This is a genomic window from Bartonella sp. HY328 (assembly GCF_025449335.1).
In the GTDB taxonomy this organism is placed as follows: Bacteria; Pseudomonadota; Alphaproteobacteria; order Rhizobiales; family Rhizobiaceae; genus HY038.
Genome location: NZ_CP104883.1, coordinates 1,051,498 through 1,076,707, shown reverse-complemented (window position 1 = coordinate 1,076,707; position 25,210 = coordinate 1,051,498). Strand labels below are relative to the sequence as shown.

Annotated in this window: 16 protein-coding genes and 1 pseudogene; 8 read left to right on the top strand and 9 right to left on the bottom strand. The window is 40.9% G+C overall.

Features of this window, described 5'->3' with window-relative positions; all coding sequences use genetic code 11:
- Nucleotides 1-39: 39 nt before the first annotated feature.
- The 8 genes and pseudogenes from mraY to N5852_RS04430 form a co-directional block, all read right to left on the bottom strand.
- Entirely contained in the window at nt 40-1,113 is a 1,074-nt protein-coding gene (mraY, locus tag N5852_RS04465; protein WP_262099687.1) for a phospho-N-acetylmuramoyl-pentapeptide-transferase, read from the bottom strand.
- Between the two features lie 166 nt (nt 1,114-1,279).
- A complete protein-coding gene (gene murF, locus N5852_RS04460) occupies nt 1,280-2,773 on the bottom strand; it encodes a UDP-N-acetylmuramoyl-tripeptide--D-alanyl-D-alanine ligase (protein ID WP_262099219.1) in 1,494 nt (497 codons plus the stop codon).
- Nucleotides 2,770-4,212 (bottom strand): UDP-N-acetylmuramoyl-L-alanyl-D-glutamate--2,6-diaminopimelate ligase, encoded by a 1,443-nt coding sequence (locus tag N5852_RS04455; RefSeq protein ID WP_262099218.1) that lies wholly within the window; start codon nt 4,210-4,212, stop codon nt 2,770-2,772. The genes murF and N5852_RS04455 overlap by 4 nt, the downstream gene beginning before the upstream one ends.
- Before the next feature lie 286 nt (nt 4,213-4,498).
- Nucleotides 4,499-6,121 (bottom strand): annotated as a pseudogene (locus tag N5852_RS04450) (peptidoglycan D,D-transpeptidase FtsI family protein); the annotation flags it as partial.
- Between the two features lie 107 nt (nt 6,122-6,228).
- The gene (locus N5852_RS04445) at nt 6,229-6,621 is read right to left on the bottom strand and encodes a cell division protein FtsL (RefSeq protein ID WP_262099217.1); all 393 of its coding nucleotides are present in this window, start codon (nt 6,619-6,621) and stop codon (nt 6,229-6,231) included.
- On the bottom strand, nt 6,618-7,604 hold the full coding sequence (gene rsmH, locus N5852_RS04440) for a 16S rRNA (cytosine(1402)-N(4))-methyltransferase RsmH (protein ID WP_262099216.1): 987 nt from the start codon (nt 7,602-7,604) through the stop codon (nt 6,618-6,620). Before rsmH ends, N5852_RS04445 begins: the two co-directional genes overlap by 4 nt.
- A 369-nt stretch (nt 7,605-7,973) precedes the next feature.
- The gene (locus N5852_RS04435) at nt 7,974-9,290 is read right to left on the bottom strand and encodes an esterase-like activity of phytase family protein (RefSeq protein ID WP_262099215.1); all 1,317 of its coding nucleotides are present in this window, start codon (nt 9,288-9,290) and stop codon (nt 7,974-7,976) included.
- A 294-nt stretch (nt 9,291-9,584) separates the two neighbouring features.
- Complete coding sequence (locus tag N5852_RS04430; RefSeq protein ID WP_262099214.1) at nt 9,585-10,064, bottom strand: hypothetical protein; 480 nt, start codon at nt 10,062-10,064, stop codon at nt 9,585-9,587.
- 189 nt (nt 10,065-10,253) lie between these two features.
- Between N5852_RS04430 and N5852_RS04425 the strand changes: the two genes are divergently transcribed.
- On the top strand, nt 10,254-11,513 hold the full coding sequence (locus tag N5852_RS04425) for an MFS transporter (RefSeq protein WP_262099213.1): 1,260 nt from the start codon (nt 10,254-10,256) through the stop codon (nt 11,511-11,513).
- A 652-nt stretch (nt 11,514-12,165) separates the two neighbouring features.
- Nucleotides 12,166-16,266: an ATP-binding protein gene (locus tag N5852_RS04420; RefSeq protein ID WP_262099212.1), complete on the top strand. Its 4,101-nt coding sequence runs from the start codon at nt 12,166-12,168 to the stop codon at nt 16,264-16,266.
- A gap of 74 nt (nt 16,267-16,340) precedes the next feature.
- On the opposite strand, the gene N5852_RS04415 is transcribed toward N5852_RS04420, so the two are convergent.
- The gene (locus tag N5852_RS04415) at nt 16,341-17,207 is read right to left on the bottom strand and encodes an NAD(P)-dependent oxidoreductase (RefSeq protein WP_262099211.1); all 867 of its coding nucleotides are present in this window, start codon (nt 17,205-17,207) and stop codon (nt 16,341-16,343) included.
- A gap of 339 nt (nt 17,208-17,546) precedes the next feature.
- Here N5852_RS04415 and N5852_RS04410 point away from each other — a divergent pair, with 339 nt between their 5' ends.
- The 6 genes from N5852_RS04410 (at nt 17,547) to N5852_RS04385 (ending at nt 25,068) form a co-directional block, all read left to right on the top strand.
- Nucleotides 17,547-19,805 (top strand): TonB-dependent receptor domain-containing protein, encoded by a 2,259-nt coding sequence (locus N5852_RS04410; RefSeq protein ID WP_262099210.1) that lies wholly within the window; start codon nt 17,547-17,549, stop codon nt 19,803-19,805.
- 198 nt (nt 19,806-20,003) lie between these two features.
- Nucleotides 20,004-20,870 (top strand): alpha/beta hydrolase, encoded by an 867-nt coding sequence (locus tag N5852_RS04405; protein ID WP_262099209.1) that lies wholly within the window; start codon nt 20,004-20,006, stop codon nt 20,868-20,870.
- 257 nt (nt 20,871-21,127) lie between these two features.
- The gene (locus N5852_RS04400) at nt 21,128-22,069 is read left to right on the top strand and encodes a siderophore ABC transporter substrate-binding protein (protein ID WP_262099208.1); all 942 of its coding nucleotides are present in this window, start codon (nt 21,128-21,130) and stop codon (nt 22,067-22,069) included.
- Nucleotides 22,070-22,401: 332 nt separating this feature from the next.
- Nucleotides 22,402-23,358, top strand: a complete 957-nt coding sequence (locus tag N5852_RS04395) for an ABC transporter permease (RefSeq protein ID WP_262099207.1) — start codon at nt 22,402-22,404, stop codon at nt 23,356-23,358.
- A complete protein-coding gene (locus N5852_RS04390; protein ID WP_262099205.1) occupies nt 23,351-24,313 on the top strand; it encodes an iron chelate uptake ABC transporter family permease subunit in 963 nt (320 codons plus the stop codon). The genes N5852_RS04395 and N5852_RS04390 overlap by 8 nt, the downstream gene beginning before the upstream one ends.
- The gene (locus tag N5852_RS04385; RefSeq protein WP_262099204.1) at nt 24,310-25,068 is read left to right on the top strand and encodes an iron ABC transporter ATP-binding protein; all 759 of its coding nucleotides are present in this window, start codon (nt 24,310-24,312) and stop codon (nt 25,066-25,068) included. Before N5852_RS04390 ends, N5852_RS04385 begins: the two co-directional genes overlap by 4 nt.
- The last annotated feature ends 142 nt before the right edge of the window (nt 25,069-25,210 follow it).

Here is a 25,210-nt window from a genome sequence, read left to right as displayed (position 1 = left end):
ACAACCCCATTTTTTATATCACTATAACAAAAGCCGCGCTTATCGCAATTTTAAAGTAGCAAGGCCGATCAAAGCAAGAACAATAGATATTATCCAAAAGCGTATAACCACTTGACTTTCAGTCCAGCCCTTTTTTTCAAAATGGTGATGGATAGGAGCCATCAAGAAAACCCGTTTACCAGTTAATTTAAATGAGCCAACTTGAATAATAACCGACAGGGCTTCCATAACAAAAACACCGCCAATAATAACCAAAACTATTTCATGTTTTGTAGCAACTGCAATCGCACCCAGCATACCACCAAGGGCAAGCGAACCAGTATCGCCCATAAAAATAGCCGCTGGTGGCGCATTAAACCACAAAAATCCAAGACCTGCGCCAATAACCGCCCCTAACAGCACGGCAAGTTCACCAGTGCCTGGAACATAATGAATTTGTAAATAGCTGGCAAAGCCAGCATTTCCCGATAAATAGGCAATCAAAGCAAAGGATGCAGCAGCAACCATCACTGGCACGGTCGCAAGCCCATCTAATCCATCGGTAAAATTAACTGCATTACCAGTACCAACCATAACAAGAGCTGCAAAAGGAATAAAGAACCAGCCAAGATTAAGCATATAGCTGACAAAAGGAAAGGCAAGACCGCTGCTACCAGCACGCATAATGACATAGGCAGCAATTGCGGCAATCAACGCTTCAAGACTTAACCGCGCTTTGCCAGAAAACCCCTTTTCCGTCTGCTTGGTAACTTTCAAATAATCATCATAAAAGCCAATAAGGCCAAAGGAAAGCATGACCAGCAACACTGTCCAAAAATAGACATTATGCAAATTGCCCCATAACAGTGATGATACCACAACACCGGTTAATATCATTAAACCACCCATAGTAGGCGTACCGGCTTTTTTAAAATGGGTTTGTGGTCCATCCGCACGAATTGGCTGACCGCGCCCTTGCCGTAGACGCAAAGCCGCAATAATGCTAGGGCCAAATAAAAATACAATCATCGCCGATGTTAGCGTTGCCGCACCAGTCCTAAACGAAATATACCGAAATACGCCAAGACCTGGAATTTTGCGCAACCATTCCGGCAGCCAATCAGGCAAATTCATTAAAAAATCAGGCAAATACATAAACATGGCGGCGGCCTTTATTAAACAACCAATTAAAGCCAAAGGGCAATAACAGGATTATAAATCTTGTTACGAATGGCAAAACCCATTCGTCTTGTTAATGATATATAATAAAAGTAGTTAATTTTTATTATCAAAAGCGTCTTTAATTATGGGAAAGCAATGCGCGAACAATTTTTGCAGAACCAATGCCGTTAGATGATTTTATCATGATAACATCATCACTTTGAAGCTCAGCCAAAACAAGCGGCTGCAATTGTTCAATAGTTTCTTGCCAAATAATTTTTTCAAGGTGCGCACCACTTACCTTAGTGTAATTATCAGAACCGAACTTATCAGCTAAGGCCTTCATCTCGCTACCAACTAAAAAAATCACATCAACCTTGGCATCAGTGATAGGAGCGATTAAATCTTCATGCGATTGCTTCGAAAAACGCCCTAATTCCAGCATATCACCAAGCACAGCAATGCGCCTACCATGATCTTTAGGTTGGCAATTTTTGAGCAATAACAACGCCGCTCGCATTGACGTTGGGTTAGCATTATAGCTTTCATCAATAAGGGTAATTAAACCACCATTGGCGTTTTTCAATAAATGTCTTGCCCCGCGGCCACTTTCAGCTTGTAAAGAGCCGAGCAATTGACCAACCTTTATAAGATCGAGCTTCAAAAGATCACATACGGCAATAACGGCCAACATATTTTGTACAATATGGCGACCGGGAACGCCAATAGTAAGCGATAAGTTAGCCTGCGGTGTCTTTATGGTAATATCAGAATTTTGAGCGTTTAAAACCAGTGAGCGCAACTGATAATCCGCTTTTTCACTTTCGCCAAAACTCAAAATCGAACCGACATCACTTTGCCTTGCCTTATCAACAAGATAAGCGCCAAGATCATCATCAATATTGATAAGTGCATTGCCACCATGAATAATGCCTTCAAATATTTCTGCTTTGGCATCAGCAATTGCTTCTAGGGAAGAAAAATACCCCATATGGGCCGCACCAATTCGCGTAATTAACGCAATATGCGGCTTCACCAGCTTCACCAAAGGCCTAATTTCATTTTCATGATTCATGCCAATTTCAAAAATGCCAAAATCAATATTTTGCGGCATTCTTGCCAAGGTAAGTGGTACACCCCAATGATTATTAAAAGATGCAGGATTGGCATGAACATTGCCAAATCCACTTAACACATGACGCAAAGCTTCTTTAGTGGTAGTTTTACCCACCGAACCAGTAATGGCAATAATTTTTGCCTTGCTGCGCAAACGAGCGGCCTCGCCTAATCGCTCCAATGCTTTTAAAACATCATCAACAATTAAAATCGGTTTTTGAAATTCTTTAGCCAATGATTGCATATCTTGGCTATGCGGTTCATCAACTACCAAAATTGCTGCACCATTTTCAAATGCGCCTTTGGCAAAATCATGACCATCAAACTTATCACCAGCAATAGCAAAAAAAGCGTCACCCTTTTGCAAACTGCGGCTATCAATTGAAATACCAAAAATATCATTCGAAAATTCGCCAAAAACGCTACCGCCAATAGCTTCATAAAAGGCTTCTTTACTCCAAAGCGGCGCATTCAATTCTTGTGCGGCGTTCGATTCTTGTGATGATTGTAAACTCATCGACTGCGAGCCTCCAATGCTGCATGGACTTCGGCGTGATCTGAAAAAGGCAATACTTTACTGCCAATAATTTGCCCTTCTTCATGACCCTTACCGGCAATAATAAGTGTGTCCCCTGCTGCCATAAGAGCGACACCCTCGCGGATTGCAGCACGGCGATCACCAATTTCGATAGCATTGGTTGCGCCCTTCAATATTTGCCGACGAATATCATCGGGATTCTCCGAGCGCGGATTATCATCGGTAACAATGACAATATCAGCAAGATTACTGGCAATTTCACCCATGATCGCTCTTTTACCCTTGTCGCGGTCGCCACCGCAGCCGAAAACAACAATCACTCTACCCTTAGTAAAAGGGCGTACCGATTTTAAAACATTATCCATAGCATCAGGCTTATGGGCGTAATCAACATAGACCGCGCCACCATCGCTGGTTGTACCAACAAGATCAAGACGACCCGGCGCGCCTTTGACGCGCTCCAATGCGCGAAAAACAGCAGCCCCCGGTACACCCGTTGCAATAGCAATACCAGCGGCAACAAGGGCGTTTGCTATTTGGAAGTCACCTGCTAATGGCAATAAAATTTCATAAATTTCATTGTCATATTCAATTTCAGCATATTGTCGATAGCGTTCATGTTCTACCCGCTTAATGCGGATGAATGAGCCTTTGCGACCAACGGTTAAAACCTTGCGCTTGGCGCGAACCACATGTTCAATAGCTTTTTCGGAATATTTATTATCGGCATAGATAATGGCTGGTGCATCCATGGGGAGTAACGTATTAAACAACCGCATTTTTGCGTTAAAATATTCTTCTAAATTGGCATGATAATCCAAATGATCACGGCCAAGATTGGTAAAGGCTGCGGCACTTAAACGAACGCCATCCAAACGCCTTTGATCAATACCGTGCGAGGATGCCTCCATCGCAAGATGCGTTACACCTTCGTCATTAAGTTCTTGTAAAACGCGGTGCAATTCGACTGGTCCGGGTGTAGTCAGAGCTGCATAGCGGCTAATTTTAGGAGAGAAGACGCCAACAGTGCCAATACTTGCGCCAGCAAAACCTGTATCCCACCAAATTTGTCGCAACAGCGAAACAACCGAAGTTTTCCCACTTGTACCAGTAACAGCCGTGATGACTTCCGGTTGGCGTGGATAAAAACGCGAAGCAGCCATGGCCAATGCATGGCGCACATCTTCAACTTCAAAAAAAGGAATGGGGATTTTAATGCCATTATTACGTTTTTCACAGATGACAGCACTGGCACCATGCTTAATAGCATCACTAATATATTGCTGGCCGTCACCTGCATTGCCTTTTAGGGCAAAAAACACATAACCTGGCAAAACTTCGCGAGAATCAGCTGTAAGGCCAGTGATATTAATTGTTGGAGAAATATCTCTATTGCCTAACAAATCTGCGAGCTTCATATTTTGCCCTTTCCCAAAAATGGCTTCCGCATAAAGCAGGATTTAGTTACCCTATAGTGCTGATACCCTAAAAATAAAAAAACTGCACTAAATAAGCTAATCGATTCATTCCTTTTAATCAGCTAATCGCTTTTTAATGCTGAATTTTATAAAAATATGCGTCAATAGTGTAATCTTATTTTCATTTATCTGTCAGTTAATATTTATCAATATAAACATATAACAGCATTCACTCGCTTTAATCTAGCGCATTTTGTGATAAAGCTGCTACCAAAGCTTAAAAAACTTAATCTGGCAGATTACCTGAAACATCGCCAGCAGCAAGAATTGGCGCGCTTTCCTCCATAAAATCTGGCGAAATTCCTAAGAACGAGGCTGACCGTGTAATGATATTTGCTGCCATTGGTCCAGCATTTAAACCTGCAGTCGCAGTAAATTTACCTTCTTCTGGTTGCGGTTCATCAATGATGGTTAATACCATATAGGTTGGATCATCCATTGGAAATGCTGCAAGAAACGAATTGAAACGCTTATTCTTGGAGTATTTGCCATTCACCACTTTTTCAGCTGTGCCGGTTTTACCCCCAACACGGTAACCTTTAACAGCTGCACGCCGGCCTGAGCCAATATCGGCATTGAGCTTATAAAGATAACGCATATCGCGGCTTGTTTCATCGCTAACCACTTTAGTCGCATGCTCAAGCGCCTCTGCTTGGTTGCGCATTAAAAAAGTTGGCTCTATCAAATAGCCACCATTCATCAACGCCGAAGCACCAACTGCTGTTTGTAAGGGTGTCGTCATCATGCCATGACCAAAAGCAATGGTCATTGAATGGACTTTTTTCCATGTGCGCGGCTCTACAGGACGCGCGACTTCTGGCAGTTCTGTTGTCATCCTATCTAAAAGACCTAAACGCTTCAAGAATGCACGGTGTCCTTCAATACCAACGGTATCGGCTTCACGACCAGAACCAATATTGGACGAGTAGATAAATACTTCCCATAAAGCAAGCGGGCGATATTTACCATGGAAATCGCGAATAGTTTGATGGCCAAAGCGCAAGGGCTTTGATGCATCAATCATTGAATTTAACCGGAATTTACCAGAATCAAGTGCCATAGCGGTGGTAAAGCTCTTAATGGTTGACCCCATTTCAAAGGTACCGGCTGTCATACGGTTGAGGCGGTCTTTTTCCAAAGCGTTTACCGGATTATTGGGATCAAAGTCAGGCATGGAAGCTAATGCAATTATTTCACCAGTCTTAACATTTAAGACGACCGCACCTGCGGCAATCGCCTTATAACGCTCCATTGCCTGCACGAGTTCATCACGGACAATTGACTGCACGCGAATATCAATCGACAATTTGACTGGTTCCAATGAAGAAGAATCAGCAAGACCTGCAGCACGTAAGTCACTAAGACCGGCATTGTCGATATATTTTTCCATACCGGCAATGCCCTGATTGTCGATATTAACCAGCCCTAAAATATGTGATGCAGCAGGCCCTGATGGATAAAAACGCCGCGTCTCCGTTCTAAAGCCAACGCCTGGAATACCAAGTGCCATAATTTCAGATTTTTGGCGCGGCGTTAAACCGCGCTCAATCCACGCAAAACCGTTACCACGACGCAATTTCTTATAGGTAGCCTCCCAATTAAGATTGGGTAGGACCTTTGACAAAAGCTCAATCGTTTCATTGGCGTCAATGATACGGCGCGGTTCAGCAAAAAGCGAATAGGTTTTCATGTCGGTGGCGAGCAAAACGCCATTGCGGTCAACAATATCGGGCCGCGAGGTCATGTCAATCTGAGCTGGGCCACGGGCTTCTTCAATTTCGCCGCCTTGCTGCCCATAAAGATAAAGTTTACCGCAGATAACCGCATAAATCCCCATAAAACATGCGACAATGACAAAAATGCGTTTGCTGGTACGTTTTACATCAGAGGCACGTTTTTCTAAAACTTCAAACTTGCTTAAAGGGAGTTTTTTAGGAAACAAGAACTTCGCTAAATTCATGGTTTAACACTCCCTGTATTGATCATATCGCGTTTGCCATCAAGTTCGCCTGCCAATAATTCTTCGCTATTCATAATAAGCTTTTGAATTTCATCGGGTAAACGCTCTGGAATATCATTGGCTTTCACAATCTGCCGAGGTTCAATTGTCGCCAAATTAAGTTCACTTTTATATTGCTCGGCAAGGCGCATCATACGAGTTGGCGTTGTCATCATCGCCCATTCAGCTTTTAACAAAGCAATAGTATCTTTTTCAGCATTAATTTGCCTTTCGATACGGCGCACTTCTGCATAGCGCTTTAACGCATCATATTTCACCTTATAGGTTATGGCAGCTGCCATAATCATAATGGCAACCATTATAATATGGGTTGTGCGAAAAACCGTCATCGTGAATGTCCTTTAAGTGGTGCAAGCTCTGCAAGCTGAAAAATGGCCATATCATCACCAAAGGCAGGATTATTGGTGCGCACGCCAACGCGCAATTTGGCCGAGCGCGACCGCGGATTTAAATCAATTTCGCCGTCACTTGCGGCCATTGCACCTTTAAACAACGGTTCAAAAACTGGCATTAAATCAAAATTATCAGGCATATGCCGTGATTGAGTGCGCTTGCCTGAACGATCTGCAAAAAAACGCTTTACCAGCCGATCTTCAAGCGAATGGAAGGTAACAACCGCCAATTTACCACCGGGTTTTAAGATTTGTTCTGCCGCCAAAAGTGCTTTTGCAAGTTCGCCAAGCTCATCATTGACATAAATGCGAAGGGCTTGAAAAACGCGCGTCGCTGGATGAATGGCATTGGGCTTACGACCAATAGTTGCTTCAATTGCCTTAGCCAAATCACTCGTGCGGGTAAAAGGTGTTGTTTCGCGGCGCGCCTCAATCATACGGGCAATACGCCCTGCATGGCGCTCTTCGCCCAAAAAACCAAAAATGCGCGCAAGATCACCTGCTTTTAAGCGGTTGACCACATCGGCAGCACTCACGCCTTTTTGTGACATACGCATATCAAGGGGGCCATCTTTTTGAAAAGAAAATCCGCGCTCTGCTTCATCGATTTGCATAGATGACACACCAATATCAAGGACGACTGCGTCAACCTTTTCATCAATGACTTGCGCCATATTCGAAAAAGCTGTTTCAATTAAAGTGAGCCGGCCCTTATATTGATCTAGCAATGGCTTTGCACCAGCAATGGCATTAGGATCACGGTCAAGAGCAATTACATGAGCGCCTTTTTCCAAAAAGCCACGCGAATAACCGCCTGCTCCAAAGGTTCCATCGACAATAATTGCCCCATCAAGCGGCTCAACACTGTCACAAACTTCCCCGAGCATTACAGGTATATGGCGCTCATAACCTTCAGTCATCTTTTGCCTTCATCGCTTTTCAAAATCAAACAGCCAAGAAAAACCAAGCCACCAAGCCAGTTGATTGGTTTATACCAAGCTGATTTGGTTGCATTTTGCGCCATTATGCTTAACGAATTATTAGAAAGACCATGAAAAACATTAATTTTTCATAATTAATTGGCCAGTTCTGTTTTCATATCGCGATGTGACACAAAACGCTTTGTCTTACTTGCGTTACGATTTACAAATTATCAATAAAACCTAAAGATTGTGTGAAGTTGCACTAAGGCCGTCATAGAATTATTGAAGGCAGAAAAAAATGCTTTGCCAACGTAATTGGCAAAGCACAAGAATTTAAATTATTTTTGTATTATTTGGGTTTATGGATTATTTGGCTGCGAGAAAATCCTTAACATCCAGCAAGATAAATTCATTATCATCTGCTTTGCCAAATTGCCGGCCGGTAGAAAATGGATAATTATTGTCATTGGCAATAATGATAGTGCTATCATCAATCATATCGACATTTTCAATAGTGACGAATGGGAAGTTTAAAACACCGTCAACGACACCAGTTCGACCTTTTTTGTTCGGATCTTTAATATCCATCAAATCAATATATCCGATTTTTTTAACCACTCCCTCTTTATCGAGCTGATTAATATCAACCAAATAAACTCGCTTAAATGCAGCTGGCTTTTCGTTTCGGCTATCACGCGGATCGCCTTCAAAGCTATCACGTTCAATAATAAGTCCACGATTTTCATCGATCATATTAAAGTCACCAATCGCATGAGTGGCATCTTCAAGCGGATAATAGCGAATTTTATCTGACCATTTACTGGAGTTTGGATCAAATTCAAACATACGTAATACTGTATGGCCGCTTTTTTGTTCAAACTCTTTACTCTCTTCAAGATAAAATGGCTTTTCAAGCAATGGATAGAGCGTCTTATTATCCACGCTCAGTGCCATGCCCTCATATCCACCAGAGCGGCCAGTATTAATACCCTTAATAGCATCGCCTTGCGGGGCAACTTTAACGAATGGATTATCGGGGGATTTATGCTCAACGCCGCCAACTTCGGTGGCAAAAACATCGAGAACAACACCATTTTTATCTAATTTGATAAGATATGGACCAAATTCTTCACCAATCCAGAATGTATCACCAATATATTGAATGGATTCGGGATCAAAATCAGCACCAGTCAAATAACGCTCGCTGGTATTTTCGTTGGTAATTGGAAATGGCACAACCCGATTAGGATCTTTTAAAAAGATCGTTTTTTCAACTGCTGGGCGCCCTTGTTGCCAATCAATTTTGATAAAATGGAACATAAGCATAGCGTCACTTGAATTTGCACGTGTGCCAAAACCATTATCGGTTAGCACCAAGAAACGATTATCGCCCAATGCGCGAATACCTGAAAAGCCTTGTATCGCCTGCCCTGCAAAGGGAACAGCTAAACCACTTGCTGGTACTATATCACTGTTTAGAACTTCATTACGGCTGCCATTAATAAAACGCCCAGCAGCATTAAGCGCGCGCGGTGCATTGACAGGTGGCACTGTAAAGGTTTGAGCTGGCAAAATTGCATGTTCTTTTAACACCGCATCAAATTTTACAGCCTCCGATTGCGCGCTAGTAATAGCAACAACAGAACATGCCAAAACCAATGACCACTTTTTTAAAAATTGCATAATAACTCCACTTTAATAGACAAGTAAACAATAGCCAATATTGCTTGTGTTTAGAGCTTTCCGGCAAAGGAGCATAAAAACAAACCCATTGAACTGCTTTTTCGTTTTCTTGAGAATAAAGTTGGCTGGTCTAAAAACCTTAGATAAAGCAAAACACATTGCTATGCTTAACCAAACCACTCCACTCAAAATAACATTTATGTGAACATGGAGGGTTTAAGTGCCTTTGATTACAGTGTTATGACACTAAAAAAAAGATAAAGGTAAAAAACAGATTTTTAATTTAAACCTTTGCTATTTTAACCAGCAACGGGTTTGCCTATTGTGGTATTCGCACTTTATATTGCCAAGCTGATCTATCATATCCAACTGGATTTTATGATTAAGTTCATAAGGATAGCTGGCTGCATAGATTTTATTGGGATAGAAATCATCGATTATTTTATAAATCCTGTTAAAATTGAGACTATCCTTTGCAATTATACTAAGCGCACATAGGCTTGCAAATGAATTGCCGCCTAAAAATCTGTTACTGTTTTTATCTGACGTAATATTTGCAACAAGAACGGGAAGAACACCATCACCCATTTTTCCCAAACTTGCTAATTTTTCTGTAACTTCAAAATCCACTTTAGAAGGAGCTGCCATCTTATCGGTAGTGCAGCTACTAAAGCTATTTGGAATAGCATCAAAGAGCTTATTAACATTTGCTTCAATAGTATTATTTTCAGCAAAGCTTGGCACAATCAAACATTGTTGTGCAATAACTATCATGAGTATTTTTCTAAATAGACTTTGCCTAAAATAGCGCATTACCCGCCCAAAGATTTTGAATAGATTTAATCTCTTATATAAATGTCTTTAAATAGCTAGGGTTAGAACCTATTAATCACAAAATGTTATTTTGATTTCTGTCGAAATTATGTCTTTGATGCAAAAAAGCAAAACAAGATGATGAGTAAGATGCAAAAAATAGAAAATATCAATCATTCTACCACCATTCACAATGTCGATGATGGTGTATTACCGGCGACAAAAGCTTTTCATCGCATAAGTCTTGCCATGTTTTTTGCTGGCTTTGTCACCTTTTCCCTGCTTTATTGTGTACAACCTTTATTACCATCCTTTGCTAGTCACTTTCATGTAACGCCAGCGGAAAGCTCGCTTGCTTTATCGCTGTCAACCGGATTTTTGGCTTTTTCCATTTTACTATCCAGTGCTTTTTCAGAAGCTCTAGGGCGGCGTGGTCTTATGGCGTGTTCTATGCTTGGAGCCGCGCTTTGTAATCTAGCTGCTGCCTTTGCCCCAAGCTGGCATTGGTTACTTGTAGCACGCGCTTTAGAAGGCATCATGCTTGGTGGCGTTCCTGCCGTTGCCATGGCCTATTTAGCAGAAGAAATTTCGCCCAAAGGTCTTGGAAAAATTATGGGCCTATATGTTGGTGGTACCGCTTTTGGTGGCATGATGGGTCGTGTTGGCATGGGTATTTTGATTGAATGGTTTGATTGGCATGGGGCGCTTGCAATTATCGGTGTTGTTGATCTTATTGCCGCGATAATTTTTTATCTGCTTTTACCCAAGCCGCACCATTTTATTCGCCACAAGGGATTTGATGTGCGCCATCATATTCATGCTTGGTTTGGTCATATTGGCTCAATGCGACTATTATTGATTTTTTGCTACATATTTTTAATTTTTGGTGTTTTTGTTGCCATTTTAAATTATGCCAATTTTCGTTTATCCGCACCGCCATTTAACCTTAGCCCTACGCAGATAGGTTTTGTCTTTTTAAGTTTTATCGCTGGTATGATTGTGTCACCCATCGCAGGTAGTCTTACCGAGAAATATCAACGCAGTAATTTGCTTATTGCAGCAGTTTTGATATTATTCTTAGGGCTTATTTGTACCTTAAGCACATCTTTAATATGGTTTATAACCGGCATTACATTAATAACTATTGGCTTTTTTACTGCCCATTCGGTTGCAAGTGCTTGGGTTGGACGAATAGCTGTTGGCGCGAAAGGGCATGCATCAGCACTTTATCTTTTGTTCTATTATATGGGATCAAGCTTTATCGGTGCCTTTGGTGGCTGGTTTTGGTTTAAAGGTGGCTGGACAACGGTTATTATTTTTACAAGCTGCCTGCTTTTGCTTGCTTTAATCATATGTTTTTACTTAAAAAAAATAGCCAAAGTTAATGAGAAAAACACCAAAATTTTATGACATAAACGGCAGCCATTGGCTATTAAGCAAGCCTTTAAATAGCTTCATTAAGCAATAAAAACTCTAACTCTACCACAACAGCTTTTTTTCTAATTCCATTAATAAGATGTATGAGACAAAAATAAGGAATTGAAATATATAAGTAATGATTTTTAATAAGATATTTCATCGAATAATTTTAATAAGTATACAGAAGGCTAATTTTGAGTTTGTAGCGAAATAGCCGCCATCAGCAAAAATTTTATCGATGACCACATACCAATTCGATCACAACGAATAAAGTGAATAATTGAGAACAACCCCTTCGCCCTCCTCAATAATGTTACTCAATATTTAAATACTGGGTTTAGCTATTGAGTTTAAACACTGGAAGATCGGCTCTATCTATTTGGCGTTGATTCACATTAAAACAAGCAAAAATTGTAAAAATATTTTCAAAAACGCAATATTGAAAATTGTCAGTTGTTCTCATGCAAGACATATGAACATTTTATATCTTGCTTAACTATTTGAATTTAAATTGTAATTTTACATTTTTCTATTTCCAGCTTGGCGCGTTAACTAAAAATCAATTTTTCCTTTTAAAAAACATGCATAAGTTTGATTAACACTGTAAACTGGTAAATACTTTTTTGAACCAGGAAAGATAGTTATGGCAGCTCCGCATGCTTTTTTGGATATTTTAGCAAATCCGCAAGTGCGTGATGCATATCTTGCTGGCCGTATTTCTATTATTTTATCAAATGATTTAGAAACCATTCTTTGGGCCAATGGTGCAGGTGCCCGTTTTTTAGGTTTCCGTACCGTTGCAGATTCAATCGGTGTCGATAGCGGCTTTGATAATTTAACTCGTTTGCAAATTGAAAATGGCTTAACTACTAAACGGGGTGTAAAAATAGGCGGCATCCCCAATGCTCAATCTTTTTTAGTTAACGCCATTGAGATGGACCATTTAAACAGCGTCGTTTTTTTACGATCGATCGCAGCGGTAGCCTCTGACGGCGGCTTTGTCGATTTAACCGACGGCTTAGGTGATGAATTTACTGAAGCTGCAGTTCTTGATATTTCTGGTAATATTTTAAGCTCAACCACAGGCTTTAGGTCTGATTTTGTCGTTGATGATGAACTCATCACATTGTTATATGAGGCGCAATCGGGCAATATTATTAAAAAGCGTTTGTTAAAAAATTATTCCGATATGCCGGTTGGCATATTAGAGCTGAACAAACAGCCGGCTATTTTTCTACTCATTGCCGCAAAGAGAGATGATGAGAATATTGATAACGCAGATGAGGTAAAACAAGATTTTGTCTTTGATATTACACGCTTTCCATCAAGGTTTGCGTGGCAGGTTGATGAAAATAGTTTTTTTACCGATGTTTCGCCTGAATTGGAAATTTGCGTTGGGCCACGCTTTGGTGACATTATCGATAAATCATTTACCAGTCTTGCCAAAGAATGGAATATGGATAGCAATGGCGCCATGCGTGCATTGTTAAAAAGCCATAAGGCTTGGTCTGAGCGCAAAATATATTGGCCGGTTGAAGGCGGCGAAACTAGGGTTGAAATTGAGTTTTCTGCTTTGCCAATTTACTCGCGCAATCGCGAATTTAGTGGTTATCGCGGATTTGGTATAATAAATGAAGCAAAAATGACAGCAAAAGATGAGGGACTAAATCTTGCGCGCAATCGTGGGCCAAAAGGCTTAACCGCGCAAGAACATGAAGCATTTACAACAATTGCCCGTAAATTAAAGGCAGATATTCTTGCTGTAGAATTACCACGAAACTTGCGACTGGCTCAAAGTGATGACTATCAAAAACTAAGTTCTGGTAAAAATTCGATCATTGAAAATGTCGCCAGTGATGTTGAAATAGGCCGTGCTAAGGCAAGCAAAGCTGATAGCGACGCAACTATAGAAAATAAATCAATATCGCATCAGCCTAATAGCGACCAACCGGACAATAATCATGAAAATGATTATGAAAAGGATATTGCACAAGAGGAAAAGCCTTTAGCTGATAAAACTCCATCGCTTGATGCTTTACCGCAAAGCGAAGAAGACGAAGTTACATTAGCGTCCAAGAACGATTTTGATGATAGCAGTGACCGAACCAATGATACTACAGAGACGTTAGAAGATAGCATAAGCGATCAACCGCAAAACTTGACCGAAGCTGTTGAAGAAGAAACAAATAATCTTCCTAAATTTTCGCAATTACCAACATTGGATGAAGAATATGCTTTTTCCAATGATGATGAGGAGCTTGTTAGCCAAGCAGATGATTCTGCTATTGATTCATTGCTTAATCATTATGATAAAAGCACACTTACTGGTAATAAAGACGCCAAATTAGATGATAGCGATATACTGCCTAAATTACCAGAAAGAACCGCTCATACGCCACAGATCGCTACTCCAATGGTTGTTCAACTGTCAAAAGAAGATAATTTGGCAATGACAGAGCTACCCGATGATGATCTTGAAACTGCTTTGGAACAGGAATGGGCCAATGATGATGATTTGATCGGTGAACCCTTAAAAGACAAGTCGGATTTGCAAAATGACAAAGACAATGATGCTTTAACAAGCATGTCAGATGACAACGCCGATAATATTGATAGTTTTGAGCTTAAAGATAATTTGCCTCTACACGAAAACGGCGAAGATACTGGTCGCGATCAGGAAACTAACAATGCGCTAAATGGTAAAAAGCTAGATAAAGATGATGAAAAATTAAACGCTGAAAGTGATTTGGCGATTGACGTGCAGGAAGAGGAAGAAGAGCCGCAAACGATTGAGGAGGCTTTAGCCGCCCTGCGTCGCTCCCTTGAAGCCAATGGTATTGAAGCGGTTGAACCACGCAAAGAGGAGGTTCTTGATTTTTGGGATGAAGAACGAAGCGATAGCGTTGAGACTGAGGATCAATTAGCAGAACAAGCCTCAGTTGAAAATCTCGCACCCAATATTGATGAGCTAATGCGCCAAGCAACCTTTTCGGATGATGAGAATAGGACTGCCCCTGCTGTTTTACCTGTTATAGATTCTAACGACGAAGTCATCGCAACCGATGACCACCCACCCTTTCTCTATCCTGAAAGCGAAAGAGGGCCTGTTGCACTTGATAATGAGGAAACGGACGAGCCAGAAAGCAATGTCGGCCGCTTGAATTTGCGCCCTGCCGACAAGTTGGAAATATTCAGCAATGATGGCGATAATCATGCTGATAACACGGCACGTTCTGGCCAAGACGGAGCTTTGCCCATTATACCCTCGCCGCGTATTGAATTTACGCTATTACAGCATTTACCATTACCAATTCTCATCTATCGCGATAATCGCGTATTATTTGCCAGTGATGAGCTCTTGCAATTGACAGGTTTTCCAACGCTTGATTCATTTAGAGCGCACGGAATATTGTCGGTTATTTTGCGTGAATGGCTACCACGTAATATTCTTATTGGTAGTAATGACGAGATTTGGTCAGTACGTCCTAAAATGCGCGGCGTTACTTGGGCCGATGGGCGCGAAGCCTCGATGATTTCTTTCGGCAATCTTGAAAAGCAAGATTCAATTGATCGGGAGGATTTCGAAGCTTTGCAGCGCAAAGCAGTAGAATTATCGATTTTGCTGAATTTAATTTCCGATGGTGTGCTCATCCTTGATGACACTGGGCTTATCCATTCAGTTAATGAAGCAGCGCAACGCATGTTTGGGCTTGACGCCGATGACATAAAGGGCCGTAATTTCATACAATTCTTTAGTTATAAGAGTGTTGATACAGTTAACCAATATTTTGATACGGTTAGACAAAGTGATGACAAGCTTACCTTTGGCGAAGGATATGAGGTTGAAGCACGCCGCGGTGATGGAGATAGCATAAGTCTGTTTGTAAGCTTTGGTAAAATGGAGCTTGATGAAGGTTATTTCTTAATGCTGCGTGATTTAAGCGTCATTCATTCCGCCGCATCTGAATTGGTGGTTGCTCGCCATCAGGCAGAAGAAGAAGCTTTGCGTAAATCTCGTTATCTTGCTTTAGTAAGCCATGAAATTCGAACGCCCCTTAATGCAATTATTGGGCTTTCAGAGCTTATTTTGGAAGAAAAATTCGGTTCATTAAATAATGACCGGTATCGTGGTTATCTGCGTGACATCGTGACGTCTGGCGGCCATATCATGACGCTGATTAATGATTTGCTTGATGCCGCAAAAGTTGCTGAGGGGCGTACAACGATTAATATTGGTACCGTGTCGATTGTACCTATTTTAAAAGAAGTGTTAGGGCTCATGACACCGCAAGCCAATACCGGTCGTATCATTATGCGGTCGAACATTGCTCATGATTTACCAAACATTGCTGCTGATAAGCGCTCGGTCAAACAAATAATTCTTAATCTTTTGTCGAACGCTATTCGTTTTACTCCGCCCGGTGGCCAGATTATTGTATCCGCCCTTCGCCACGAAAATGCTGGCGTATTATTACGGGTTCGCGATAGCGGAATTGGAATGAATGAAAACGAAATGGAAGAAGCGATGCTGCCTTTCCATCAAATTTCACGACCTATTCACAGTGATGATGATAGCGAAAATGGCAATCGTGGTACGGGCCTTGGTTTACCGCTAACCAAGGCATTAGCTGATGCGAATAATGCCCGCTTCAATCTTTATTCTGAAACTGGCAAAGGAACAGTTGCAGAAATTATTTTTCCTTTAGCGGTTAATTATCTCGATGATGAACCAATCGATAATTAAGATATGGATAGTCTTAATATAGGGAGCTAAAATTAGTCGCTCCCTATATCGGCTTCTATCCTAGAATCCTGACCCTAGTCACGCAAGCGGGTAATAAGGCTTGATGTATCAAAACGATTATTGCCTGCCCGTTGGATATCCGCATAAAACTGGTCAATCAAAGCGGTAATTGGCAAGGTTGAGCCGTTATTTCTTGCTTCATTAAGGCAAATACCCAAATCTTTGCGCATAAGATCAACTGCAAAACCAAAATCAAATTTGTTATCCACCATGGTATTGCCACGGTTTTCCATTTGCCATGAACCAGCAGCACCTTTTGATAAGACTTCAATAACCGACTTCATGTCAAGGCCAGCATTTACGCCAAATTGTAGGCCTTCCGATAGTCCTTGTACGATGCCGGCGAGGCAAATTTGGTTGACCATTTTGCACAATTGACCCGATCCAGCGGGCCCCATAAGCCGAACTGAAACCGCATAACTATCAATAGCTTTTTCAACTTTTTCATATATCTCTTGGTCACCACCGCACATCACGGTAAGCTTGCCATTTTCTGCGCCAGCTTGGCCGCCAGAAACTGGCGCATCTATAAAGTTAAGCCCACATTTTTGCGCTTCCTCATAAAGCTTGCGCGCAACCTCTGCAGAGGCGGTGGTATGATCAACAAAAATAGCTCCTTTGCCCATTGCCTTAAAAGCTCCGTTGTCACCAAGAGCAATTTCAAGAAGATCCTTATCATTGCCAACGCAGGAAAAAACAATATCTTGTCCCTTGGCAGCCTCAGCCGGTGTATCGGCACTCTCGCCTTGATAGCTATCCACCCAATGATCGGCCTTAGCTTTGGTGCGATTATAAACAGTCACCTTATAGCCAGCTTTTGCCAAATGTCCGGCCATCGGAAAGCCCATAACACCAAGCCCTAAAAATGCAATTTTTTTCATACCCACTCCCTATAGAACTCTTTTTTAAATTAAGGCAACATCATGCCCTATTTATGCTTTATACTTCAAATTAAACAATCCTACACTATTTTCGAAAACACTTAAATTAATTCTTTGATATTACAGTAAAATTGTGTATTGAACAATTCTATATTGGTTGAGTAATGCACATGTCTTTTCTAAATTATTTGTAATGTTTCCTTTATTTTGAACAAATTTTGACAAAATTTCACCTTGTTTAGAGGGGTTAAAAATAACGCTATTGACACGACAGTGTTTTTACTTTTGTAAAAGATGATAAATTAAATCATGTTATCTTGGCAGAGGTATTGGAAAGTTATGGAATTGAAAGCAATGTTAAGCGGAACGAGCTGTCGGCGTAAATTGGCGTCTATTTTGTCAGTTCTAACTATTTCCACTTCAGCAATCGTATTAGCAAGTTCAGCAATTGCGCAAACCGCACCAACACAAAGCCGTACCACGCGCCATACCAATGCACAGCAAGTTGCCGCAACGCTGGCAACAGAGGGCGAAACAACACAAGCAACAACAAGTGAAGAAGCAAGTGATGAAAATGCTTCAACGCATTTGCAAACCGTTGTTGTAACTGCAACTGGTTTTGAGCAGACGGTTAATGATGCCCCTGCCAGCATCACAGTTATTCCGCGTGAAGAGCTTGAAAAAGGATCATTCCGCGATCTAGGTGATGCGTTGCGTAATGTTCAAGGTGTTGCCGTTACTGGGTCGGCTGCTGAACAAGATATTTTTATCCGTGGTCTTCCAGGTGCTTATACGCTTATTCTCGTCGATGGTAAAAGACAAAGCACTCGTGATGCTCGCACCAATGGTAATTCTGGCTTTGAGCAAAGCTTTGTTCCACCAGCTGGCGCAATTGAGCGGATCGAAGTGGTGCGTGGACCTATGTCATCGCTTTACGGCTCGGATGCCATGGGCGGCGTTATCAATATTATTACCCGTAAAGTTCCAGAAAAATGGACGGGAACAATTACCGTTGATGGTACAGCTAACCAGCATAGTGAATATGGTAATAGTGCGCAGGTAAGCTATTATGCTGCAGGTCCCTTGCAGCCTGATGTAATCGGCTTGCAATTATGGGGGCGTGGCATGGGCCGCGAGGAAGACGCAATTGTCTCTGGTACACCAAAGAAAAAAGAAATCGATATTACTGGCCGCGTCACGGTTACCCCCAACAAGGATCACGACTTAACCTTTGAAGCCGGTACAACAAAGCTGAAGCGTTTTAGCACAGTTGGTAATAATATTGAACGCTCGGTGAATAATAATCGCGCCGCTGTTGATACCTACAATCTAAATACGCGTGACCATTTATCTTTTGGTTATACTGGGCGCCTTGGTTGGACAACTGCAGAGTTTTCAGTACTTCAAGAAACGGCTAAACGTGAAAGTTATACTTGGGATAATAATACGCGAGATTTCGTTGCTAATTTGCGTGCGCCAACTATTCGCAATACTATTATTGATGGCAAATTCACAACACCATTCAGCCTTGCGGGTAACCATACACTTGTCACCGGTGCTCAGTACATTCGTAATGATTTAACCGATCAAAACCCAGGTTTACGAACTGCGCAAGATGAAAAATTTGATGTGACGCAATGGGCATTATTTGGTGAAGATGAATGGTGGATTACCAATTCATTTTCAATAACCGGTGGTTTGCGTATGGATCACCATGAAATTTACGGCACGCATTGGAGCCCACGTGGTTATGCAGTTTGGCATGCAACTGACAACATTACTTTAAAGGGCGGTATCTCAACTGGTTTCCGTGCTCCTGAAATACGTCAAATTGCCCCTGGTTATGCTTATACGACAGGTGGCGGCAATTGTTTTTATGGGCAAAATCCTCCAAGTGGCCGCGGTCGTTGCGGTGTTATTATCGGTTCAAGCGGTTTGCAACCAGAAAAGAGCACATCTTACGAATTTGCAGCCCTATATGACAATCTTGAAAACTTACAACTTGGTGCAACTTATTTCTATACCGATTTCAAGGATAAGATAAGCAACCAACAGGTTGTTGATGCAAATGGTAATCTTGCTGAATGGTCCGCAGATCCAAATTATGTCTTATGGGAATTTATTAATATTGACGATGCGGTTATGCAAGGTGTGGAATTAACCGGAACTTGGTCGCCAATTGAAGCTGTTTCTTTACGTGGTAATTATACCTACACCCATTCAGAACAAAAAACTGGTGATTATAAAGGCTTACCACTTGCTCGTACACCCGAACACATGGGTAGTATACGCGCTGATTGGCATACACCAGTTGACGGTTTAGATGCTTGGGCTGGCGGTAATTATCACGGTAAGGAAACCAATGCTGGTTTACGTATTGGTGCGGCTGGAACAGCAGTCCTTCGCGATGGCCAAGTGGTTGCCCGTGAATATAAGGATTATTTCACCTTTGATATTGGTGGCAGCTATAAATTTAGTGACTATGTTTCATTAAATGCAGCAGTTTATAATCTTTTTGATAAGCGTGTCAGTGTTGACGAATTTAACAATGTAATTGAAGGCCGGCGCCTTTGGTTCTCCATGACATCTAATTTTTAAATTAAATAGCGGGTAAATTAGTAAAGCTTACTGCAATGCTTTGCTGATTTACCCGAAACATAAAAAGCAATAAATCCTTTTTTCGTAAAAATTAAAAATATAGGTTAAACTCAATTGCGTAGAATTTTAACATTGTTTGGTTCTTGTCTGCTGACAGCTTTCTTCATGCAGCCATGTTTCGCGCAAAGTGAAAATGTAATGACCAATTCTAGTCCAGTATCCAATATGGATATCCGTCATTTTGATATAAAAATGACACCAAATAATGATCAGCACTCAACTACCGATAAAAAGACCGCAGATTTTGAAAACTATCGGATTTTTGTCGCTACTCCCAAACTGTTAGCTCCGCAAGATGGCTGGCCAGTTGTTTGGCTACTTGATGGCAATATGACATTTGATTATGCGGTTAAAAATAATCCAGAAGCGATTATTGTTGCTATCGGCTATCCTTTAGATAATAGAGACGAAATAGTAGCGCGGCGCTACTATGATCTCACGGAAAAGGCAGGGCCTGAAAATTTCCCAAATAGAGAGGGAAAACCCCTACCAAATACCGGTGGGCGGGCAGCATTTAGCCGCTTTATTATGGATGACATACGCCCAATAATAAAAAAGCAATATAGTACCAATGATAACAAACAAATTCTATATGGTCATTCCTTAGGCGGATTATTCGTCTTGCATGAAATGCTAGATGGTCGCCAGCGCTATAATATTTATTGCGCTGCAGATCCTTCCATTTGGTGGAGCGGACACGGCATATTAGAGCGTTTTAAAGCGGAGCCCCTATTTGCCGATACGAATATTGATCAAAAAACTTATCTGCTTATTTCTGCATCCGGTAAACGTGCGCAAAGATCACAATTATCGCCTGAGGACGCAAAAAAGCTCGCAAAAACGCGCGGCGGTCCTAATGGCAAATATGTATTTGATTTATTAAAACAATATCCTTTTATAGAAGAAAATTATCAGCTTTATGAAAATGATAGTCATGGCACAATGATTGCGCCATCGGTTAGTGATTGTTTGAAATTTGCAAAAATTAAGCGCGATAATGATTAAAGACCGTTTTAAACTGGGTAAAAGGGCTTTAGTAAAATTGCAAGAAACCGCTGAAATAATTATAAGGGTAAATTCTAGTATATAGTTTTATACGCAAGAAATTTGGGGATCTAAGTCAGTTCAGGAAATTGAAGATCCGCATATTAAAGATTTAGAGCAAATAGGATTTTAATAAAGAAGCCAAGTTTGCTTTAGGTGATTAGGGTGATGCCTAATTATAAATGTAGTTTTCTAACAATGTAAGCAAGGATGACTAAATGGTAACGAAACGTAAATTCCTTATTGGTGCTGTTTTTAGCACTATGTTGGCTATGGCAGGCTTTAGCACACCATCATTTGCAGAAAATATTAAGATTACTCATGCATCAGGTGAAAGCGAAGTGCCGCTTCAACCTAAAAAAGTCGTGGTTTTTGATCTTGCAAGTCTTGATAATCTTCAACGCCTTGGTGCAGGCGACACAGTTATCGCTTTGCCTGAAATTGGCCTACCTAAATATCTTGAAAGCTTCGGCGACGAAAAATATACCAAAGTTGGCACACTTTTCGAGCCAAATTATGAGCTTATCGCGTCACTCAAGCCCGACCTAATTATTGCTGGCGGTCGTTCACAGCCAAAACTTAAAGAATTGGAAGCTATTGCGCCAACAATTGATACAACTGTATCAACCGATAATTATCTTGGCGATGTAGATCGCAATGTTGAAATTTTAGGTAAAATTTTTGGCAAGGAAGCTGAAGCTAAAGCCGAAATCGAAAAGCTTGCTGCAACTCTTGCTGAAGTAAAAAAAGAAGCAGACGGCAAGGGTAATGGTCTACTTATTTTGACCACCGGCGGCAAAATGAGTGCATTTGGCCCTGGCTCACGCTTTGGTCTACTTTATTCAGGCTTTGGCGTTTCTCCAACTGTTGCAGATCTACCAGTTGGTCGCCATGGCCAGCCAATTTCAGCCGAATTTATATTAGAAAAAAATCCTGATTGGCTTTTTGTTATTGACCGTGATGCTGCTATTGGCCGTGAAGGTCAGTCCGCCGCTCAAATGCTTGACAATCCAATTGTTAATGAATCAAAAGTTGCGCAAAAAAAGCATATCGTTTATCTTGATCCACAAAACTGGTATCTCGTTGGCGGTGGTTTAAGTGGTCTTCACGAAACAGCAGACCAATTGATGAAAGCCTTTAAAGCTGCTGATACAAAATAAATTGTTATTGGCAAAATCTATCCTTTATCGTTTTTGTTGATAGATCTTATTACAATATTCAATTTTGAGTTTTTTAAAGCGGGCACCATAAAGGCCCGCTTTTCTTTTAATAACTGTTTAGCATGCGAATTTCTTTTTTGTGTTTATCACATGGTGCCATAAAATCCCTGTTAAAAAGACGAATAAAACCCAAAAAGGCAATTTTAAAAAGTTGATTAAAATATACTTGTTTTATATGACTAATCATTCAAACTAGGTTTCACTTTATCATTTGGGAATGAGCAGCTGGGGCAAAAACTGCTTATTTATAACAACATGCTGGGAATAATTTCTTGGGAAAGCTTATTGGCGGATTATTGATTGTCTGCATTCTCGCCCTTTGCAGTATTTTTGTTGGTGTTGGTAGCGTTACTCCATCAAAGCTTTGGGCGCTTGATCATAATGCTTGGACTAATTTTTTAGGCGGAAGAATTCCACGAACTGTGGCGCTTATCCTTGTAGGTGTTGCCATGACTATTTCTGGCACTATAATGCAACTTCTTTCCCGCAATCGTTTTGTTGAGCCATCAACCGCTGGTACTGTCGATTCAGCATCATTGGGTATTTTAGCTGTTTTATTATTAGCGCCTGATTTACCTGTTATTTTAAAGACGTTGGTAGCGGCAGGATTTGCTCTTTGCGGAACGTTTATTTTTATGGCAATTTTACGCCGCATACCTTTACGTTCTGCATTATTGGTACCATTAATTGGTATTATGCTTAGTGGTGTTATTGGCTCTATCAGTACATTTTTTGCCTATAAATATGATAAAATGCAATCTTTACAAGCTTGGTTGTCTGGCGATTTTTCAAGTGTTATGCTCGGGAAATATGAACTTTTATGGCTTGCGGTTCCGCTTGTCTTGATTGCATGTATCGCTGCAGACCGCTTTACCGTTGCCGGTCTTGGACAAGATTTTACCACCAATCTTGGGGTCAATTATAAACACATCATGATGATGGGGCTAATGATTGTTGCTATGAATACAGCGCTTGTCGTTATAATAACTGGGCAAATTCCTTTTTTAGGACTTATCATCCCTAATATTGTTGCGTTGTTTATTGGGGATAATATGCGCCGCGCAGTACCTTGGGTTGCGCTTTTGGGAGCATCTTCTGTATTGATTTGTGATATTTTAAGCCGTCTAATCAGCTATCCATATGAAATTCCAATCAGCGCAATTATAGGCGTATTCGGCAGTGGTATCTTCCTTTATTTGCTTTTGCGAAAGGGAAACCGTTTTGCTTAAATCCATTAGCCGCCCCATTTGTGTTATTGCTTTATTGGCTTTTATTGCCATTTTATTTAGCGTATTATTCATGTCATGGAACTTGCTTGGCAGTGTGTCTTATGCCTTGTCATTGCGTAGCAAGGCCTTGGCATCGCTTATTCTAGTCGGCTATGCCATTGCAATATCCACTATTCTTTTTCAGACGGTCACCAATAACCGAATATTAACTCCGTCAATTATGGGCTTTGATCAATTATACCTTTTAGTCCAAACTATCGTGGTCTATATATTCGGTATTTCGGGTATTACCTTAGTTAGCGGTCTTTTAGGCTTTATTATCCAAACACTTATTTTAATTATTTTCGCGACTTCCTTATTTAGATGGCTTTTTGTAAACGCCAATAGAAGCCTTTTTCTTGTATTATTGGTGGGTATTGTGCTTGGCGTGTTTTTCCGTAGCCTCAATGTGTTTTTACTAAGAAAAATTGATCCAGATTCTTTTGTCGGTTTGCAAGAACGTTTCTTTGCCAATTTCAACAGTGTTAATCCTGATGCGCTTTTACCCGCCTTTTGCATCATCCTTGTGGTAAGTATTTTTGTTTTTGCCAAGCGCAATTGTCTTGATACATTAGCTTTAGGGCGTGAAATATCTGTTAATCTTGGAATTAATTATAAGAAAAATGTAACCCTTATTTTGCTATTGATTACTATTCTTGTCTCCGTTTCAACCGCATTGGTCGGACCTGTGCTATTTTTTGGTATACTCGTTGCCAGTCTTGCCTATCAGCTAGCAGGTAGTTATCGCCATGTTATTATTTTGCCAGTTGCAGCACTTTTAGCAATTATTTTTTTAGTTGGTGGTCAATTTATTATGATCCATATATTTAACCTTGGCGTACCACTTGCAGTAATTATTAATTTTATCGGTGGTATTACGGTTATTGGTTTGCTTTTGAAGGGATCTTTGCGGTGATTGAAATAAAAGGTGTATCGAAAACCTATAATGACCGCTTGGTGGTTGATGATGTCCATCTTACAATACCAGCGCAAGGCATTACCTCAATTATTGGGCCTAATGGTGCGGGTAAGTCAACATTGCTAACGATGGCGAGCCGTTTAACACCAATGGATAAAGGCGAAATTTCGGTTGGGGGCCTTGATATTTTAAAAACCCCGAGTGATGAGCTTGCTAAGCGGCTTTCAATTTTGCGACAAGAAAATGTTTTAACATCACGTTTAACCGTGCGCGAATTGGTGACTTTTGGTCGCTACCCCTATAGTAAGGGCCGGCCAACCTTGGAAGATAGGCAATTTGTCGATTCCGCAATCCGTTATCTTGGCCTTGAAGATTTGCAAAATCGCTTTCTCGATCAATTATCGGGCGGCCAGCGTCAACGCGCCTTTGTTGCCATGGTTATCTGTCAAGATACTGATTATGTCCTGCTGGACGAGCCACTTAACAATCTTGATATGAACCATTCTGTTTCGATGATGAAGCAATTACGCCGTGCTGCTGATGAGCTTGGCAAAACCATTGTTATTGTTGTTCATGATATTAATTTTGCATCTTGCTATTCAGATACTATTGTCGCTATGCGTGATGGCAAGCTTATTGCCAAAGGAACGCCCAGCGAGATTATTGAAACAGATTGTTTAAACACAATTTATGACATGGATATCAATGTGCAGGTAATAAATGGTAATCGCATAGCTATTTATTATTCCTAACAATTTTCTAAGTTTGCAATGGTTTCAATAGGCATCCTCCGAGATTGCACTTAAAAACTAACCATAAACTAGACACTGCTATCAATTTACAACTGAAAAACATTAGGTAATAAAAAAGGCTGCAGTATTTGTGCTGCAGCCT